Raw genomic sequence first — 16962 nt, 5'->3', positions numbered from 1 at the left:
GCGGGCTCCTGATGGGCAGCGAATGATAGCCGGGCGCCGAGTGATTAAAACGCCTTTTCGAGCGCGAAGCGCGGCTGCTGCTGGCCTTGTACCTCAACGGTTTCCATGAACATGGCAAGCGGCCTTACCCACAGGCCATACTCGCCGTAAAGCGCCCGGTAGACCACCAGCGGCTCCTCGGTTTCGCTGTGTTGCGCGGTGCCAAGCACCTCGTAAAGTGCGCCTTTATAGTGGCGGTAGATGCCGGGAACGGGTGGGGTCATGGGGTGTTCTCCTCAGGTGTCGCGTTGACGTCGAGGCGGGCGTTTTTCGCCAGCCGCTCGAGCACCTTCGAGGCCGCCACGAAGCCGAAGGTGCCGGTGACGAAGGTGGCCGCGCCGAAGCCTGAGGCGCAGTCCAGCCGAGTGGCTTCGCCGCTTGCGGGCTTTTGCAGGCACACTTCGCCGTCGCTGCCCGGATAGACGAGCTGCTCATCGGAGTAGACGCAGGCCACCGAGAAGCGCCGTTTGGGGTTACGTGAAAAGCCGAAATCCCGGCGCAGGCGCGCGCGCACCTTGGCGAGCAGCGGATCGTGCTCGGTGCGGGTGAGATCCGCCACCTGAATACGGGTGGGATCGGTCTGCCCGCCCGCCGCGCCGGTGACAATGATCGGAAGCTTTCGCCGCTTGCACCAACTAATCAGCGCGGCCTTGGCGATCACGCTGTCGATGGCATCCACCACGTAATCGGCACTTTCGGGGATACGTTCGGCCAAGTTCGTCGGCGTCACAAAGGCGGTATCGGCGATGATCTCGATAGCGGGGTTGATCAGGCGACAGCGCTCGGCCAGCACCTCGACCTTGGGCCGGCCGATGGTGCCATCGAGGGCGTGCAGCTGGCGATTGACGTTGGAAACGCACACGTCGTCGAGATCGATCAGCGTGAGCGTGCCGATACCGGAGCGCGCCAGCGCCTCCGCCGCCCAGCTACCTACCCCACCAACGCCCACCACGACCACGTGAGCGCAGCGAAAGGCATCGGCGGCGCGCTGACCGTAAAGGCGGCGAATGCCGCCAAAGCGGAAATCGTAGTCAGAAACATAGTCAGAAGCGTCGTCCGACGAAGGGGCAATGGAGGCGTCAATGGACATGCAGGGCTCTCTGTAATGAACGGGTCAGGGCGCGGTATCAGCGTTGGGCGTGACGGGGTCGATGCGCACGCGGTCCCGCGGCAGATGCCCCGCCCAGCCAAGGCGCTCGAACAGCGCCGCCATCGCCGGCTCCAGCGCGCAGTCGATGCGCAGGCGCAGCGGCTGACAAGGGTGCTCGAAACAGAGCTGGCTGGCGGCGAGTAACAGCCCGGGCGTTCCGAGTTCATCGGCGAAAAACCGGTTGTGCACGCTCTTGCCGTGCTTGGCATCGCCAATGATGGGATAGCCCCGGCGCGACAGGTGTCGGCGGATCTGGTGGCGCCGCCCGGTGAGCGGCCTGGCCTGTACCAGCGAGTAGCGCGCCACCGGATAGCGGTCCACCTGCACCGGAAGCTCCACGCTATCGAGGCGCTGAATATCGGTGCGCGCCTTGAGAGCGGGCATTTCGGCTTTCGGGCGGCTGCCGTCCTCTTCGCGCAGCGGGTAGTCGAGCGTCTCCTCAAAAGGCGCCTTGCCGCGCACGACTGCCAGATAGCGCTTTTCGACCTCGCGCTCGTTGAACGCCAGGCTTAGCTTGCTGGCGGCCTCGGAAGAGAGCGCCATGACCATCACGCCGGAGGTCGGCCGGTCCAGCCGGTGAACCGGGTAAACCCGCTGGCCCAGCTGGTCGCGCAGCGTCTGTAGCAGGAAGGTGGTTTCGCCCCGGGCGAGCTTGGAGCGGTGTACTAAAAGCCCGGCTGGCTTGTGCACGGCCACCAGATGCTCGTCCTGATAAAGAATGCGTAGCGCCGCCATGGCCTTCCCCGCGAAAAAAGTTGCGCCATTGTCGCGGCTTCGCCAGCGGTTGTCACTAGCGCTCGTCGTTGGCGTTCGCACGCTTAAGAAGCTACCTTTTATGAACCCCCTTCGGGGGCTTCCACGGAACAGGAAAGGAGAGAAACGACATGCGTTTAGCGACCCCTTTGACCGGTATCGCCGCCGCGCTTTTGCTGGCAACGACCGCCCAGGCACAGACCAACGACGCGGACGCCGCGCTCGAAGTGAACATGCACGAAGTCACCGCTGAAGGCGTTCAGGACGCCATGGGTACCGTGACCATCGAAAGCTCCGAGTTCGGCGGCGTCATGCTCACCCCGTCCATCACCGGGCTCGAGCCTGGCGTTTATGGCTTCCACCTGCACCAGAATTCAAGCTGTGAACCTGCCGAAAACGATGATGGTGAAATGACCGCCGCCCAGAGCGCCGGCGGCCACTACGACCCGGAAGGCACCGACACTCACCAGGGCCCTTACGGTGACGGCCACCTGGGTGATCTGCCGGTACTGACGGTGAACGAAGACGGCGAAGCCAACCTGCCGGTACTCGCACCGCGCCTGAGCATGGACGACATGACCGACCGCGCGCTGATCATCCATGAAGGCGGCGACACCTATGAAGACGAGCCGCACTTGGGCGGCGGCGGCACGCGTATGCTGTGCGGCACCACCTCGGCCACTTCCTGACCCCAAACGACCCACGAAGCGCGCATGAAACGGGCAGCCCAAAGGCTGCCCGTTTTTTTGTGGGCACTCAATGGGTCAATTTGCCCGAAGGGAAACTAAAGTCGTAGAGCGTATCCACGCACGACCAGATACATTCAGCGGGTTTGGACACGCGGGTCGAGCGCCCGCGCGATCTGCCCCTCGCCACCGACCACCACCGGGTAACCCCAATGATCACTTTCATCGCATCGATACTGCTGCTAATAGTCGGGTATTTCACCTACGGCAAGTTCGTGGATCGGGTGTTCGTCGCCGACCGAAAGCGTCCGACACCGGCCTTTAGCATGCGCGACAACATCGACTACGTGCCGATGAACCCCACGCGCAACTCGCTCATTCAGCTACTCAATATTGCCGGGGTAGGCCCGATCTTCGGCCCGATTTTGGGCGCTCTATACGGCCCCGTGGCGTTCGTCTGGATCGTGGTCGGCTGCATCTTTGCCGGTGCGGTACACGACTACCTGACCGGCATGATCTCGATTCGTAACCACGGCGCGCACCTGCCGCAGCTGGCGGGCAAGTTCCTCGGTAAGGCGATGAAGCACGTGGTCAACGGTTTTGCCCTACTACTGCTGCTACTGGTCGGTACGGTGTTCGTGACCTCGCCGGCGACGCTGTTGGCGAACATGACCTCGATGTCGCTGGTCGGCATTACGATGGCGATCTTCGCCTACTACCTGATCGCCACGCTGTTACCGATCGACAAGGTGATCGGGCGCATCTACCCCTACTTCGGCGCGCTGCTGCTTTTCAGCGCCGCCGGTATCGGCATCGGCCTGGTCGTCACCGGCGCGCCGATTCCGGAGCTTTCCTTCCAGAACATGCACCCTGACGGCGCACCGATCTTCCCGCTGCTGTTTTTAACCATCTCCTGCGGCGCGCTCTCTGGCTTTCACGCCACCCAAACGCCGATCATCTCGCGCACCACGGAGAACGAAATCAGCGGCCGTCGCATCTTCTACGGCATGATGATTACCGAAGGCGTGATTGCGATGATCTGGGCCGCCGCCGCCATGAGCCTGTTCTACGGTGACCAGTCGCTGTCCGATGTGCTGGCAGCCGGCGGTCCGGCCGCGGTCGTGAGCGAAGTCTCTACTGTCATGCTGGGCGCCGTGGGCGGCACGCTGGCCATTCTGGGCGTCATCGTACTGCCGATTACCTCTGGCGACACCGCGTTTCGCAGCGCGCGCATGATCATCGCCGACTACCTGAAAATCGGACAAAAGCCGATCGCCAAGCGCTTGATGATCGCCCTGCCACTGTTCGTAATCTCCTACGCGCTGACCCACATGGACTTCACGCTCTTGTGGCGCTACTTCTCCTGGGCGAACCAGACCACCGCGGTCATCGCGCTGTGGGTGGGCACCATGTACCTGGTGCTGTCGCGCAAGCCCTACCTGATCACGGCGATTCCTGCCGTGTTCATGACCATGGCGACCTTTACCTATCTTGCCTTCGCGCCGATCGGTTTTGGCCTGCCGCTGCAGATTAGCTACGTCGTGGCAGCGCTCGGCACGCTAGTATGCATCGCGCTGTTCATGAAACGCGTACGCCGCCTGAGCCGCGCCACCTTCACGGTGGACGAGCCGGTGCCCGAATCGAGCCACGGCTTTGCCGGGTTCGTCTCTGGCGAGCGTTAACCACCAGCCCCGGCGGCATCGCCACCGGGGCACGCCCCCACCCATTCTTCAGGCATAAAAAAACCCCGAATCAGGTTCGGGGTTTTTTATTGGGCGGGCGAAGGATTATTCGTTTTCGCCGGCCATTTGCATCTGGCGCTGCATGTAGTTCTGGATACCGACCTTGTCGATCAAGCTGAGTTCGGTTTCGATGTGGTCAATGTGCTCTTCTTCATCGGCCAGCAGATCACGCAGCATGTCGCGGGTCACGTAGTCCTTCACGCTTTCACAGTAGGTGATCGCTTCGATGTAGTCGTTGCGGCCGTCGTGCTCGATCTTGAGATCGCACTCGAGCATTTCCTTGACGTTTTCACCGATGTGCAGCTTGCCAAGGTCTTGCAGGTTGGGCAGGCCTTCCAGGAACAGAATGCGCTCGATGATTTTATCAGCGTGCTGCATCTCTTCGATGGACTCATCGTACTCCCATTTGGCCAGCGCCTTGAGGCCCCAGTCCTTGTACATTTTGGCGTGCAGGAAGTATTGATTGATCGCAACGAGCTCGTTGCCGAGCGCGATGTTGAGATGCTGGATGACCTTGGGATCGCCTTTCATGTATCACCTTTATTTAGCTGAACCGCTTTTTTGTCGTCAAAGGTTTTTCGATCAATCAAGCAGTTACGTTAGTAAAGGAGCAGCGGCATAAAGGGCGTACTCCCAGTTGAATGAGAGTATAGACGAGGATATTAAAAATTCAAGCAAATCAAACGTTTGCTAAAGGCAAATCAAACAATAGTGATTCGCGTCATACGGCGTAAGCGAGACCCATATCGGCCTGTTCACGCTCTATTTGAAGCGCTTCACGGGTAATCGATTTTCCAAGGCAGGCGCACTTGCCGCACTGGGTGGCGCAGCCGGTGGCTTCACGCACGTCGCGCCAGCTGCGCGCACCGTCGCTGACTTCCCGGCGAATCTGGTGGTCGGTAACTCCCTTGCACATACATACGTACATGACATCACCTCAACAAAAGCGTGAGGTGAATGTAAATGATTCGCATAGGAGTTATCAAGTGTCATCCAATGCCCTTTAGCAGCAGTTTTTAACGGACCCTTTTTTAATGGCACTAATACAGGAAGTTAGGAGCTTCGACGGGGCCAAAAAAATTGCAAAAAAAAGCCGGGCCGCTTCAAAACGGCCCGGCCAGTACAGACTGTTGGGCGCTAGCCGTTACGGCGCAGGAAGAAGAGTCCGACCACGGCGCACACGAGCGTCGGCACCAGCACCGCCCACACCGGCGAGAAGCCGAAAATGCTCGAAGCCGGCGCCAGCAGGTCCTGCACGTACTTGAACACCAGCCCCGTGACGACGCCATAGAACACCCGCGTTCCGGCAGCAACGGTGCGTAATGGGCCGAACACGAAGGAGGCGGCGATCAGCACCAGCGAACCCATGGTGAGCGGCATCAGCACCTTCTGCCAGAAGTAAAGCAGCGGCTGCTCGGCGCTCTGGCCCTGGCTTTGCAGGAAATTGGCGTAGGCCCACAGCTCGCTGGGCGCCTGACTTTCGATGTCGCGCAACAGGCGTTCGAGCTGGGTCGGGGTTAGATCGGTCTCCCACGGCATTTGTTCAAAATACTCGGATTCGGTACGGTCCTCGAAAATGCGCGTGGTGCTGACGCCTTCGAGCTGCCAGGCGCCCTGCTCCCAGCTGGCGCGATCGGCACGGGTGGCCTCGACCAGGCGGCGATCCTCAAAGCGGTAGCGGGTCAAATCGAGCACCACGTCGTCGGCGCGAATGGCGCCGAAGCGGTAGACGCTGTCGCCTTCGAACTGCCAGCCGCTGCGGCTTTGCAGCAGCGTTCCCTCGCCCTGGCGCTGCTCCAGCCGCCAGGCCTCGGCGAACTGCTCGGTGCGGGGGCTGACGAACTCGGCCACCAAAAGCACCACCGCGACCACGACCAGCACCGGCTTCATCACACCCCACAAAATGCGCCCCAGCGAGCGCCCAGCGGCGCGCATCACGGTTAGCTCGTTGCTCGAGGCCATGGTGCCAAGTCCTATCAGCGCGCCGATCAGCACTGCCACCGGCGCGTACTGATAAAACCGCCAAGGCAGGCGCATGCCCAGATAGACCAATACGTCCAGCGCCGAGTAGTTGCCTTGGGTGTCGCCGAGATCCCCAATGTAGGCGATCGTGATATCGAGACCGAGCAGCACGAACTGCACGATGATGATGGCGCCCAACACGTTGCGGGCAATGTAGCGATCCAGTCGATCGAAAGGGTTCAAGGCACTAAACATTAGCGCATTCCTTTACGTTGCGAGCGCCAGATCAGCAGGCCCCCCAGAAGCAAGAACAGCCCGTGAACGGGCCACACGCCGATCGTAGCGGCAAGCGTTTGGCTGCCGATGGCGTCCACCGCGGCCAGCAGCAGGCTCAAATAGGCGACGTACAAAAAGACCGCGGGCAAGAGCTTGGCAAAGCGCCCCTGGCGCGGATTGACCTGAGAAAGCGGCTGGGCCAGAAGCGCCAGCACGAACACCATCAGCGGAAGCCCGGCGCGCCACTGAAACTGCGCCTGGGCGCGGGGGGCGGGATCGCGCCAAAGCTCCGGCGTCGTGGCGAACTCCAGCGAGTCGAGCTCCTGGCGGTCGCGGCTCAGGCCCAGACGCAGCGTATAGCGATCGAACACCAGCCGCTCCGCTGCCTGCACGCCGGGGGTAACGCCGTAGCGCTCGCCCTCTTCCAGCACCAGAAAGCGGCTGCCGGTGTCGACGCTGGTTTCCTGATACCCCGAGCGCGCCCGGGTTACGTAGCTGTGCGTGCCCTCTTCGGCCTGGGCCTGCTCGTGGACCAGCACTTCCTGCATGCGGTTGCCGTTATCGCTGAAGCCGCTGATGTAGGCGGTGCGCCCGCTGCCAAAGGATTGAAAGCGCCCCGGCGCCAGCACCGACACGTCGAGGCGGCTCTGCTGCTCTTCGATGGTCGCCTCGGTCAGAAGCGAACCCGCCGGGGTCAGCCACAGGCTGCAAAGCCCCACCAGAATGGCCACGATCGACGCTGGCAACAGCGTCACGCGTAAAAGCCGCGTGGGGCTCATGCCGCAGGCGACCATCACGGTGATTTCGCTGTTCATGTAGAGCTGGCCGTAGGCGAGCAGGATGCCGAGAAAGAACGCCAACGGCAGGATCAGCTCCATGAATCCTGGCAAATGATAGAACATCAAACTGCCCAGAATGGTGACCGGGAAGTCGCCTTCGGCGGCATCGGCGAAGTAGCGAATAAAGCGGCTACCCATGATGACCAGCAGCAAAATGCCGGCGACCGCCGACATGGTGAGTAACACTTCACGAGTCAAGTACCGAAATAAAATCAACGCGCTCTCCGGCCAGTCCTGCAAGGTTGCCATGCAATGAGCCCATGGCTTGGGTACACTAATCCAGCGTACGATAGCGACGTACGATCGCGGTATTATCGCGAATCCCTCGATGCTTGTCTTGTTGGAGACGTCATGGAATTTTCCGTTCAAACGGCCAATCCCGCCAAAGCCGAGACGGCCTGCCTGGTGCTGCCCGTCTATAAAGATAGCGAGTTACTGCCGTGTGTGGCGAAACTCGACGACGCGAGCGAGCGGCTGATCGGTCAACTCCTCGAACGCGGCGACTTCGATGCGGCTCTGGGTAACGTTCAACTGATTCCCTTCGCCCCGGGCCTGGGCGCCGAGCGGCTCTTGCTAGTGGGCCTTGGCGCGCGCGAAAAATGCCAGGAAGCGGCCTTTCTCAAGGCGCTCGACGCCGCCATGACGGCGCTGGTAAAGCTGCCCATCGACGATGCGAGCGTGGCCTTTACCGACGTGGTACTTGAGCGCGACACCGCCTGGAAGGCACGCAAGACGCTGGAAGCCGCCGAGCGCGCGCTTTATCGCTTCGACCAGTTCAAATCCCAGCCGGCACCGAAGGCGACGCTGACCGCGCTTCACCTGATCGTTACCGACAGCGCCGAGGTGGAAAGCGCCAAATACGGCGCGCGAGTCGGCACGGCTATCGGCCAGGGCATCAACTTCACGCGTACGCTGGGTAATCTTCCAGGCAACGTCTGTACACCGCGCTACCTGGCCGAGCAGGCCGAAACCCTGGGGCGGGATTCCAAAGGCGCATTATCGGTCGAGATTCTGGACGAAGAGGCGCTCGGCGCCGGCGCGCTGCTTTCCGTCGGCCGGGGAAGCGTTGAGCCCTCGCGGCTGATCGTGATGCGCTACCAGGGCGCCGAAGATGCCGACGAGGCGCCGCACGTGCTGGTTGGCAAGGGCATCACCTTCGATACCGGCGGCATTTCGCTCAAGCCCGGCGAGGGCATGGACGAGATGAAGTTTGACATGGGCGGCGCGGCCGGCGTGTTCGGCACCGTCAAGGCGGTGCTTGAGATCAAGCCGAAGATCAACGCAGTGTTCATCGTCGCCGCCGCCGAGAACATGCCCGACGGCGCGGCGACCAAGCCCGGCGATATCGTCAAAACGCTCAAGGGCCTGACGGTGGAAGTGCTCAACACCGACGCCGAAGGGCGCCTTGTGCTGTGCGACGCGCTCACCTACGCCGAGCGCTTTACGCCTGCCAGCGTCATCGATATCGCCACGCTCACCGGTGCCGCTATCGTTGCCCTGGGCCACCACGCCACCGGGCTTTTATCCAACGACGACGACCTGGCCCTCGACGTGCTGGAAGCCGGCGAAGGCGCCTGGGATCGCGCCTGGCATCTGCCGCTTTGGGACGAGTACCAGGAGCAGCTCGACTCCAACTTCGCGGATCTGGCCAACATCGGCGGGCGCCCGGCGGGGACGATCACCGCGGCGTGTTTTCTCTCGCGCTTTGCCGATCACTTCCCCTGGGCGCACCTGGATATTGCCGGCACCGCCTGGCACTCGGGCAAGCAGAAAGGCGCCACCGGTCGGCCGGTCGGGCTTTTGACCCAGTACCTGCTGGATCGCGAAACCGATGCCCAGATCGAAACCGGGGTGAAATAACCCGCCTCGATCGCCTAACGGTTGCCTTTCGCGATCACAACCGTTAAACCTGAAGGCCATAAGGCGCCCGCAAGCCCGGGCGCCTTCCCTCTTTTTAATGTCAGCCCCTGCGGGGGTATTTTGCGGAGACCACACGCCGTGCCCACTGCCAGTTCAGCCAATCGTTTCGAAATCCTGCCGTCCAACCTGCCCACGGCGGAGAACATTCGCGAAAGCATTCTTCAAAACCCGGGGTTCGGCCGCCACTTCACCGACCACATGGCCCACGTCCGCTGGACCGTCGACGCCGACTGGCACGGCCACCAGGTGCGCCCCTACGGCCCGCTCACGCTGGACCCGGCCGCCGCGGTGCTGCACTATGGCCAGGAAATCTTCGAGGGTATCAAGGCCTACCGCCACGCAGATGGCTCGGTCTGGACCTTCCGCCCGGAGAAAAACGCCGAGCGCATGCGCCGTAGTGCCCGCCGCCTGGCCCTGCCCGAACTCTCGGATGAGGATTTCATCGGTTCGGTTCAGGCGCTGCTCGCCCAGGACAGCGCCTGGGTGCCCACGCCGCAAAGCGACGCCGACGAGTGCAGCCTGTACCTGCGCCCGTTCATGATCGCCTCGGAGGCGTTTCTTGGCGTGCGCCCGAGCCACGAGGTCGACTACTACGTTATCGCCTCACCCGCGGCCTCCTACTTCAAGGGCGGCGTGAATCCGGTGTCGATCTGGCTGTCGTCGACCTACAAGCGCGCCGCCCCCGGCGGCACCGGCTTTGCCAAATGCGGCGGCAACTACGCGGCCTCGCTTGCCGCGCAAAAGGAAGCCGAAAGCCACGGCTGCGGCCAAGTCGCGTTTCTGGACGCCGCCGAGAGCAAGTGGCTCGAAGAGCTTGGCGGCATGAACCTGTTCTTCGTTTACAAGGATGGCCGCCTGGTCACCCCGCGCCTGACCGACACCATCCTCGAAGGCGTGACCCGCGACTCGGTGCTCACGCTGGCTAAAGACATGGGCCTGACGCCGGAAGAGCGCCCCATCAGCATCGACGAGTGGCGCGAAGGCGCCGAGTCCGGCGAGATCACCGAGGTGTTCGCCTGCGGTACCGCCGCGGTCATCACCCCGGTAGGCGAGCTGGTAACCGAGCACGAGCGCATCCGCGTTAAGGGCGACGGTGGTTCCGAGGTGGCCATGCGCATCCGCAAGGCGCTTTTGGACATCCAGTATGGCCGCAGCGACGACAAACACGGCTGGCTGACCCAACTGGTGTAACCCCTCCCGCCGCCGCCTCGCGCGGCGGCGCTTCACTCCTACCGACCCTTGCAAGGCAGAAGCCCCATGGCGCGAATCGACTTCTACATTCTTCAGGACACCACCCTGGAGGCGCGGCTCGCCTTTGCCTGCAAACTGGCAGACACCATCCACCGCAAGGGCTACCGGCTGCACCTGCACTGTGAAGACCAGGCACTCGCCGAACAGGCCGACGACGCGCTCTGGACCTTCCGCGATGATGCCTACCTGCCCCACGCGATCGAAGGCAGCGACCTGGCCGCGAGCGTCCCCATCACGCTTGGCTTTGGCGAACTGCCTTCCCCCCGTGAAGAGACCGCGCTTTTGAACCTGCACCCGGAGATTCCCGAGGGTATCGAGCGCTTTACCCGCGTAGCGGAGATCATCAACCAGCACCAGCAGGTGCTCATCGCCAAGCGCGCCTGCTGGCAGCGTTACAAGGAGCTTGGCCACGAGGTGGTGCCGCACAAGATCGGCTGATACCGTTTTGAGTTAGGGCCTGGTTAAGCAAGGTAATTGTCCAACAGACTGTTGGACAATTACCTTGGCACATACCCTTGCTTCTCTGGGCAGGCTGAAAGCGGCCGCTGAACGTTCACCCGAGGTGCTGGTGCGCAACGTCACCGAGTTTCTGCTGGGGACGCACGCCTGACGCCCACCTCCATATCGCGCTATACTGGCCGCCATTTTTCGCTCCCTTTATGAATTTCATGCTTACCTCGGGCGTGGCTCGAGAAGGCATCGTTTGTGAGTCGCTCCATGGAAAAGACCTACCAACCCGAACAGATCGAAACCCGCTGGTACGCGCGCTGGGAAGCGGACAACCGCTTCGCGCCGTCAGGCCAGGGCGCGCCCTTCTCCATCATGATTCCGCCGCCCAACGTGACCGGCAGCCTGCACATGGGCCACGCGTTCCAGGACACCATCATGGATACCCTGACGCGCTGGAAACGGATGCAGGGCAACAACACGCTCTGGCAGGTGGGCACCGACCACGCGGGGATCGCGACCCAGATGCTGGTCGAGCGCAAGGTCGCCGCCGAAGAGGGCAAGACGCGCCATGATCTCGGGCGCGAGGCGTTCACCGACAAGATCTGGGAGTGGAAGGCGGAGTCCGGCGGCCACATTACCCGCCAGCTGCGCCGCATGGGCGCCAGCGTTGACTGGTCGCGCGAGCGCTTCACCATGGACGACGGCTTCTACAAGGCGGTGCAGGAAGTCTTCGTGCGCCTGCATGAGGAGAAGCTCGTCTATCGCGGCAAGCGCCTGGTCAACTGGGACCCGACGCTGCACACTGCGATCTCGGATCTGGAAGTCGAGAACAAGGAGCAGCAGGGCAGCTTCTGGCACTTCCGCTACCCGCTGGCCAACGGCGTGCAAACCGCCGACGGCCACGATCATATCGTCGTCGCCACCACTCGCCCGGAAACGCTTTTAGGCGATACCGGCGTGGCGGTGAACCCGGACGACGCCCGCTACGCCTCGCTGATCGGTCAGTTCATCGAGCTTCCGCTAGTGGGCCGGCGCATTCCGATCGTTGCGGACGAGCACGCGGACATGGAAAAGGGCTCGGGCTGCGTCAAGATCACGCCGGCCCACGACTTCAACGACTACGAAGTCGGTAAGCGCCAGAACCATCTGTTGATCAACGTGTTCTCCAAGGATGCGACCATTCTGGAGCGCGCCGAGATCTTCGATCTCAAGGGCCAGCCCCAGCCGAACGAAGACGCCACCCTGCCCGCCAAGTACGCAGGCCTGGATCGTTTTGAAGCGCGCAAGCAGATCGTCGCCGACATGGATGCCCTCGGCCTGCTGGTCGAGGTGGAAAGCGTCAACAACACCCTGCCCTATGGCGACCGCTCCGGGGATGTCATCGAGCCGCTGTTGACCGATCAGTGGTTCGTGGCCGTCGATCAGCTCGCCAAACCCGCCATCGAGGCGGTCGAGAACGGCGACATCCAGTTCGTGCCGAAGAACTACGAGAACATGTACTTCGCCTGGATGCGTGACCTGCAGGACTGGTGCATCTCGCGCCAGCTCTGGTGGGGTCACCGCATTCCCGCCTGGTACGACGAGCAGGGCAACGTTTATGTGGCGCGCACCGAAGAGGAAGCTCGCGAGAAACACGGCTTGGGCGGCGATATCACGCTGACACAGGACGAGGACGTGCTGGACACCTGGTTCAGTTCGGGCCTCTGGACCTTCGGCACGCTGGGCTGGCCGGAGAAGACGCCGGAACTCGAGACCTTCCACCCCACCAGCGTGCTGGTGACCGGTTTCGACATCATCTTCTTCTGGGTTGCCCGGATGATCATGATGACGCTCAAGTTCACCGGCGAGGTGCCCTTCAAGACCGTCTACGTGCATGGCCTGGTGCGCGACGGCCAAGGCCAGAAGATGTCGAAATCCAAGGGCAACGTGCTCGACCCGATCGATTTGATCGACGGCATCAGCCTTGACGCGCTTCTGGAAAAGCGCACCGGCAACATGATGCAGCCGCAGAAAGCCAAGGCGATCGCCAAGGCGACGAAGGACGAGTTCAAGGACGGCATCGAGCCCCACGGCACCGACGCGCTGCGCTTCACGTTTTTGTCCCAGGCCACCACCGGGCGCGACATCAAGTTCGACATGAACCGTCTGGACGGCTACCGCAACTTCTGCAACAAGCTGTGGAACGCCTCGCGCTACGTGCTGATGAACGCCGAAGGCGAAGACTGCGGCGCCGGTGACGAAGCCGTGACGCTCTCGCTGGCGGACCGCTGGATCATCTCCGAGCTGCAAAAGACCGAGGCCCAGGTTACCAAAGCGATGGACGAGTATCGTTTTGACCACGCCTCCCAGGCGCTTTACGAGTTCGTCTGGAACGAGTACTGCGACTGGTATCTGGAGCTTTCCAAACCGGTACTGTGGGATGAAAGTGCCACGCTCGAGGCCAAACGTGGCACTCGCCGTACGCTGGTGCGCGTGCTCGAAACCATCCTGCGCCTGGCGCATCCGATGATGCCCTACATTTCCGAAGAGATCTGGCAGCGCGTGGCCCCCTTGGCCGGCCGTCATCCGGGCGGTGACGCCTCGATCATGACGCAAGCCTGGCCGCAGGCGGACGAAAGCCGCATCGACGAGCAGGCCGGGCGCGACATCGAGTGGCTCAAGGGTGTGATCATCGCCGTGCGCAACATCCGCGCCGAGATGAACATCGCCCCGGGCAAGCCGCTGGACGTGCTGCTCACCAAGGGCCAGCCGGCGGACGCGGAGCGCCTCGATAACAACCGCCTATTCCTGTCGAAACTGGCCAAGCTCGAAAGCGTGACCTGGCTTGCCAACCCGAGTGAGGCGCCGCTGTCCGCCACCCAACTGGTCGGCGATATGGAAGTGCTGGTGCCGATGGCGGATCTCATCGATAAGGACGCGGAGCTTGCGCGCCTGAACAAAGAGATCGAGAAGCAGGACAAGCTGATCGGCGGCGTCGAGAAGAAGCTGGGTAATGAAGGCTTCACCGCCAAGGCGCCGGCCGCGGTCATCGACAAAGAGCGCGCCAAGCTCGCCGAGTTCCAGTCGGCCAAAACGCTGCTGCAAGAGCAGAAGTCTAAGATCGAAGCGCTTTAACTCCTGAGGCTCGCTTCCATCACGCAACCGGCTCTTTCAGGAGCCGGTTTTTTTGTATCGTGCGGCGCCCGCCAAGCACATGGATCAGGCGAACCGATTGCACGCGATGCTTTCAACATCTTTATCCCGGCGCTTCATGTCACCCGAATGCCTTTCACTGTGTGATCGCATTGATGCCTGAAGCCTGCCTCACCGTTAACGGTCGTCTTATGAACATGAGCCACCTGGAACACGTGCTGATCGGCCTCGGCATTCAGCTTCTGCTCGCGCTGCTGCCTCGCGTCACGCTGTGGGTGTCCGGGGCGCTGGCCGTGGCGATGTTTCTGGGCCACGAGATCGCCCAGCACGAGTACCGGCTGGCCGTTGCGCGCGGCTGGGAGTGGGGCCAGACCCAGCCGGTGGGCCTGTTCGAAGGTGTGTACAAAGGGTGGCACCTGGATTCGATACTGGACGTACTGGCGCCGGCGCTGACCTGCCTGCTTGTAGCGCTCATCGCCACTTGGCGACGCAGAGGGCGCAAGCCGCCCTCTCCTTAGTTACAGCGTCCGGACAGCGCCTCGCTACCCGGGCAACATTTTCAAGCAACAGTGGCCAGCAGCGCTTGGCCACTGCCGATTTCAGCCCTTATGGCGATGAGTCCAGAGCCGAAACGGCGCCGTGGGGTCCTCGACGCTCATCTGCGTGAAAGGCAGGTTCTGCTGGGCAATGGGTTTGGCGAACTCGTCATAAAACGTTTCGAGCGTCATGTAGCGCCCGCCGTCTTCGTAGTGCTCGCCTTCCTGCTCGCGCGTGGCGGCAAAGTACACCTGTTCCGGGGCCGCGTAATACAGCGCCCCAAGACACATGGGGCACGGGTAAGCGGTAATGTAGACATCGCACCCGTTAAGATCGGTTCTACCCTTGGAGGCCAGCTCACGGATGGCGGTTATCTCGGCATGCGCGGTGAGATCACCGCTTTGCGACACCTGATTGGTCGCTTCATGCACGATCTCGCCGGAGTGTCGATCCACGACGATGCAGGCGAAGGGTTTTCCCCCTGATTCGACGTTATTAAGCGCCAGCTCGACGCTACGCTGGATAAGGGTTTCGGGCGTGTGTGTTTGAGTCATGGGGTCTTCGATTCCTTTTGATCTATCGAGGTAAACATCCTGTTCGCCAACCGCTCCTCAACGACCTTGCCCACGTGTGGCCAAGCGCTTTTGAAGCCTTTACCGCAAGGCTGGAGAGCCAACCCCAAGCTCGCGGTGGAACATGAAAGATAGTCGAAATATCCCAACGTGCGGGTCGAAATCGCCCCCTTCGCTTCAAGGCAACGCTCAGGTGCTACGCTTGGCCTAATGGCCCGTTCGAACAGGAGCTTTCCATGAATGCCACCCAGCGCCATCAGTTACTCCAGCGCGCCGTCGCCCTCGCCGAGCAGGCCCTCGAGGCCGGCGACGAGCCCTTTGGCTCGGTGCTCGCCGACGCGCAGGGCGTTGTGCTGCGCGAGGCCCGAAACCAGATCAACAGCGTTGACGCCACCCAGCACCCGGAATTCGAGCTCGCCCGCTGGGCAGCGCAGCACCTGGACGCTGAAGCGCGGCGCACGGCTACGGTGTTCACCTCCGGTGAACACTGCCCCATGTGCGCCGCCGCCCACGCTTGGGCCGGCCTTGGCCCCATCGTCTACGCCAGCTCTTCCAAACAGCTTGCTGCCTGGCACAAAGCGTGGGGGCTCGAAAGTCCGCCGGTGGCGCCGCTGACCATCGAGCAGGTAGCGCCGAAAATGCCGGTCAGCGGGCCGGATGAGGCGCTGGCTCGGGCGGTATATGAGCTGCACTGCCGGTATCGTGGTGTTGCTTCATCGGTAAGCGACTAGCGGCACCTGAAAAGAGGCTTGCCTTTTCGAGCATGGCGACTCAAAAATTAGCGTGATAACTTATTCAGCCAGCTCTCATAACGACTATAACGAGGATAGGCCCATGTTACGCAGACCCGTTTGTGTGGTTGCCCTGTTGGCATCGCTCGCCGTTGGCGCGCCAACGTACGCCGATGATCCTTTACGGATAGCGGTGGATGTGCCGTTCGAACCTTTTCAATACCGCCTGCCTGACGGCACCATCACCGGCTTCGAAGTCGATCTGGGTAACGAAGTATGCCGACGTATCGAACGTGAGTGCGAGTGGGTGGAGCAGAACTGGGATGGCATCATCCCGGGCCTGATGGCGCGTAAGTACGACGTAGTGATGTCGTCCATGGCGATTACGGAAGAGCGTCAGGAGCGCATTCTGTTTTCCGAACCGTACTACAGCAATCCCAGCGTATGGGTGACCGCCGAAGGACACGAGATCGATGTTAACGACCGCGACGCGCTGAACGGACTCAAGGTGGGCGTACAACGGGGAACCATCCGCGATGAGTACATTACCGATACGTACGGTGACCTGGTCGACGTGACCCGCTACACCACGGGAGAGGACATCGCGGTGGATATGAGGGCGGGCCGCCTGGATGCCGCGTTCATGTACTACCCTCTCGCGCTTTCCTCGCTCAACGTGAACGGCGATGAAAGCGAGTTCGTGACCAGCTCAGACCTGGTCCGCGAACCCAAAAGCTACTTTGGCCACGGCGTGGCGGCCGCTTTCAACCGCCGCAACGAAGCCCTGGCCGAGCAGTTCAATCAGGCGCTGCGCGCCATCAAGGAAGACGGCACCTACGATGAGTTGATGCACAAGTACGTCGACTACGACATCAAGATTTAGGTTTTGAGAGCGTTGGCCTGAACCCTTAGGCCAACGCCA

17 protein-coding genes are annotated in these 16962 nt (G+C 61.9%); 9 read left to right on the top strand and 8 right to left on the bottom strand.

The genetic code is table 11. The features are described from left to right. Positions 1 to 44: 44 nt before the first annotated feature. From ACGLWX_RS17140 to ACGLWX_RS17130, 3 genes are read right to left on the bottom strand one after another with little or no spacing between them, the layout of a single operon-like run. The gene (locus ACGLWX_RS17140; RefSeq protein WP_252109628.1) at positions 45 to 263 is read right to left on the bottom strand and encodes a DUF1653 domain-containing protein; all 219 of its coding nucleotides are present in this window, start codon (positions 261 to 263) and stop codon (positions 45 to 47) included. Beyond that, a complete protein-coding gene (tcdA, locus tag ACGLWX_RS17135) occupies positions 260 to 1129 on the bottom strand; it encodes a tRNA cyclic N6-threonylcarbamoyladenosine(37) synthase TcdA (protein WP_396241537.1) in 870 nt (289 codons plus the stop codon). The genes ACGLWX_RS17140 and tcdA overlap by 4 nt, the downstream gene beginning before the upstream one ends. Positions 1130 to 1153: 24 nt before the next feature. After that, positions 1154 to 1924 carry a pseudouridine synthase gene (locus ACGLWX_RS17130; RefSeq protein ID WP_396241536.1) on the bottom strand — a complete coding sequence of 257 codons (771 nt, stop codon included), beginning with the start codon at positions 1922 to 1924 and terminating at the stop codon, positions 1154 to 1156. 149 nt (positions 1925 to 2073) lie between these two features. Here ACGLWX_RS17130 and sodC point away from each other — a divergent pair, with 149 nt between their 5' ends. Both sodC and ACGLWX_RS17120 read left to right on the top strand, forming a co-directional pair. Beyond that, a complete protein-coding gene (gene sodC, locus ACGLWX_RS17125; protein ID WP_396241534.1) occupies positions 2074 to 2631 on the top strand; it encodes a superoxide dismutase [Cu-Zn] SodC in 558 nt (185 codons plus the stop codon). Positions 2632 to 2840: 209 nt separating this feature from the next. Then, positions 2841 to 4310, top strand: a complete 1470-nt coding sequence (locus ACGLWX_RS17120; protein ID WP_396241532.1) for a carbon starvation protein A — start codon at positions 2841 to 2843, stop codon at positions 4308 to 4310. 105 nt (positions 4311 to 4415) lie between these two features. On the opposite strand, the gene bfr is transcribed toward ACGLWX_RS17120, so the two are convergent. The 4 genes from bfr to lptF all read right to left on the bottom strand — a co-directional run bounded on the left by bfr (position 4416) and on the right by lptF (position 7663). After that, positions 4416 to 4901, bottom strand: coding sequence for a bacterioferritin (gene bfr / locus ACGLWX_RS17115; RefSeq protein ID WP_252109623.1), 486 nt, complete (start codon positions 4899 to 4901; stop codon positions 4416 to 4418). A gap of 190 nt (positions 4902 to 5091) precedes the next feature. Beyond that, complete coding sequence (locus tag ACGLWX_RS17110; RefSeq protein WP_252109622.1) at positions 5092 to 5298, bottom strand: (2Fe-2S)-binding protein; 207 nt, start codon at positions 5296 to 5298, stop codon at positions 5092 to 5094. A gap of 209 nt (positions 5299 to 5507) precedes the next feature. After that, a complete protein-coding gene (gene lptG, locus ACGLWX_RS17105) occupies positions 5508 to 6587 on the bottom strand; it encodes an LPS export ABC transporter permease LptG (RefSeq protein ID WP_396241530.1) in 1080 nt (359 codons plus the stop codon). After that, positions 6587 to 7663, bottom strand: a complete 1077-nt coding sequence (lptF, locus tag ACGLWX_RS17100; RefSeq protein ID WP_396241620.1) for an LPS export ABC transporter permease LptF — start codon at positions 7661 to 7663, stop codon at positions 6587 to 6589. Before lptF ends, lptG begins: the two co-directional genes overlap by 1 nt. 135 nt (positions 7664 to 7798) lie before the next feature. Between lptF and ACGLWX_RS17095 the strand changes: the two genes are divergently transcribed. The 5 genes from ACGLWX_RS17095 to ACGLWX_RS17075 all read left to right on the top strand — a co-directional run bounded on the left by ACGLWX_RS17095 (position 7799) and on the right by ACGLWX_RS17075 (position 14718). Continuing rightward, positions 7799 to 9307, top strand: coding sequence for a leucyl aminopeptidase (locus tag ACGLWX_RS17095; RefSeq protein ID WP_396241528.1), 1509 nt, complete (start codon positions 7799 to 7801; stop codon positions 9305 to 9307). Between the two features lie 138 nt (positions 9308 to 9445). Then, positions 9446 to 10558: a branched-chain amino acid aminotransferase gene (locus ACGLWX_RS17090; RefSeq protein WP_396241526.1), complete on the top strand. Its 1113-nt coding sequence runs from the start codon at positions 9446 to 9448 to the stop codon at positions 10556 to 10558. Between the two features lie 66 nt (positions 10559 to 10624). Beyond that, a complete protein-coding gene (locus ACGLWX_RS17085) occupies positions 10625 to 11056 on the top strand; it encodes a DNA polymerase III subunit chi (protein WP_396241524.1) in 432 nt (143 codons plus the stop codon). 279 nt (positions 11057 to 11335) lie between these two features. Beyond that, on the top strand, positions 11336 to 14182 hold the full coding sequence (locus ACGLWX_RS17080; protein ID WP_396241522.1) for a valine--tRNA ligase: 2847 nt from the start codon (positions 11336 to 11338) through the stop codon (positions 14180 to 14182). 209 nt (positions 14183 to 14391) lie between these two features. After that, complete coding sequence (locus ACGLWX_RS17075; RefSeq protein ID WP_396241520.1) at positions 14392 to 14718, top strand: hypothetical protein; 327 nt, start codon at positions 14392 to 14394, stop codon at positions 14716 to 14718. A gap of 81 nt (positions 14719 to 14799) precedes the next feature. On the opposite strand, the gene ACGLWX_RS17070 is transcribed toward ACGLWX_RS17075, so the two are convergent. Next, a complete protein-coding gene (locus ACGLWX_RS17070) occupies positions 14800 to 15291 on the bottom strand; it encodes a nucleoside deaminase (protein WP_396241518.1) in 492 nt (163 codons plus the stop codon). 254 nt (positions 15292 to 15545) lie between these two features. Here ACGLWX_RS17070 and ACGLWX_RS17065 point away from each other — a divergent pair, with 254 nt between their 5' ends. Then, the gene (locus tag ACGLWX_RS17065; RefSeq protein WP_396241516.1) at positions 15546 to 16040 is read left to right on the top strand and encodes a nucleoside deaminase; all 495 of its coding nucleotides are present in this window, start codon (positions 15546 to 15548) and stop codon (positions 16038 to 16040) included. Between the two features lie 103 nt (positions 16041 to 16143). Beyond that, positions 16144 to 16923 (top strand): transporter substrate-binding domain-containing protein, encoded by a 780-nt coding sequence (locus ACGLWX_RS17060; protein WP_396241514.1) that lies wholly within the window; start codon positions 16144 to 16146, stop codon positions 16921 to 16923. Positions 16924 to 16962: the final 39 nt, after the last annotated feature.

Origin of the sequence: Halomonas sp. HMF6819 (assembly GCF_044335525.1) — a bacterium.
GTDB lineage: Bacteria > Pseudomonadota > Gammaproteobacteria > Pseudomonadales > Halomonadaceae > Vreelandella.
The sequence above is the reverse complement of the archived record's forward strand: the minus strand, read 5'-3'. Positions and strand labels throughout refer to the sequence as shown.

Bases quoted from the DNA above. Each gene is read 5' to 3' on its own strand.
- ACGLWX_RS17140 (WP_252109628.1), bottom strand. From the start codon at position 263: ATGACCCCACCCGTTCCCGGCATCTACCGCCACTATAAAGGCGCACTT.
- tcdA (WP_396241537.1), bottom strand. From the start codon at position 1,129: ATGTCCATTGACGCCTCCATTGCCCCTTCGTCGGACGACGCTTCTGAC.
- ACGLWX_RS17130 (WP_396241536.1), bottom strand. From the start codon at position 1,924: ATGGCGGCGCTACGCATTCTTTATCAGGACGAGCATCTGGTGGCCGTG.
- sodC (WP_396241534.1), top strand. From the start codon at position 2,074: ATGCGTTTAGCGACCCCTTTGACCGGTATCGCCGCCGCGCTTTTGCTG.
- ACGLWX_RS17120 (WP_396241532.1), top strand. From the start codon at position 2,841: ATGATCACTTTCATCGCATCGATACTGCTGCTAATAGTCGGGTATTTC.
- bfr (WP_252109623.1), bottom strand. From the start codon at position 4,901: ATGAAAGGCGATCCCAAGGTCATCCAGCATCTCAACATCGCGCTCGGC.
- ACGLWX_RS17110 (WP_252109622.1), bottom strand. From the start codon at position 5,298: ATGTACGTATGTATGTGCAAGGGAGTTACCGACCACCAGATTCGCCGG.
- lptG (WP_396241530.1), bottom strand. From the start codon at position 6,587: ATGTTTAGTGCCTTGAACCCTTTCGATCGACTGGATCGCTACATTGCC.
- ACGLWX_RS17095 (WP_396241528.1), top strand. From the start codon at position 7,799: ATGGAATTTTCCGTTCAAACGGCCAATCCCGCCAAAGCCGAGACGGCC.
- ACGLWX_RS17085 (WP_396241524.1), top strand. From the start codon at position 10,625: ATGGCGCGAATCGACTTCTACATTCTTCAGGACACCACCCTGGAGGCG.
- ACGLWX_RS17080 (WP_396241522.1), top strand. From the start codon at position 11,336: ATGGAAAAGACCTACCAACCCGAACAGATCGAAACCCGCTGGTACGCG.
- ACGLWX_RS17075 (WP_396241520.1), top strand. From the start codon at position 14,392: ATGAACATGAGCCACCTGGAACACGTGCTGATCGGCCTCGGCATTCAG.
- ACGLWX_RS17070 (WP_396241518.1), bottom strand. From the start codon at position 15,291: ATGACTCAAACACACACGCCCGAAACCCTTATCCAGCGTAGCGTCGAG.
- ACGLWX_RS17065 (WP_396241516.1), top strand. From the start codon at position 15,546: ATGAATGCCACCCAGCGCCATCAGTTACTCCAGCGCGCCGTCGCCCTC.
- ACGLWX_RS17060 (WP_396241514.1), top strand. From the start codon at position 16,144: ATGTTACGCAGACCCGTTTGTGTGGTTGCCCTGTTGGCATCGCTCGCC.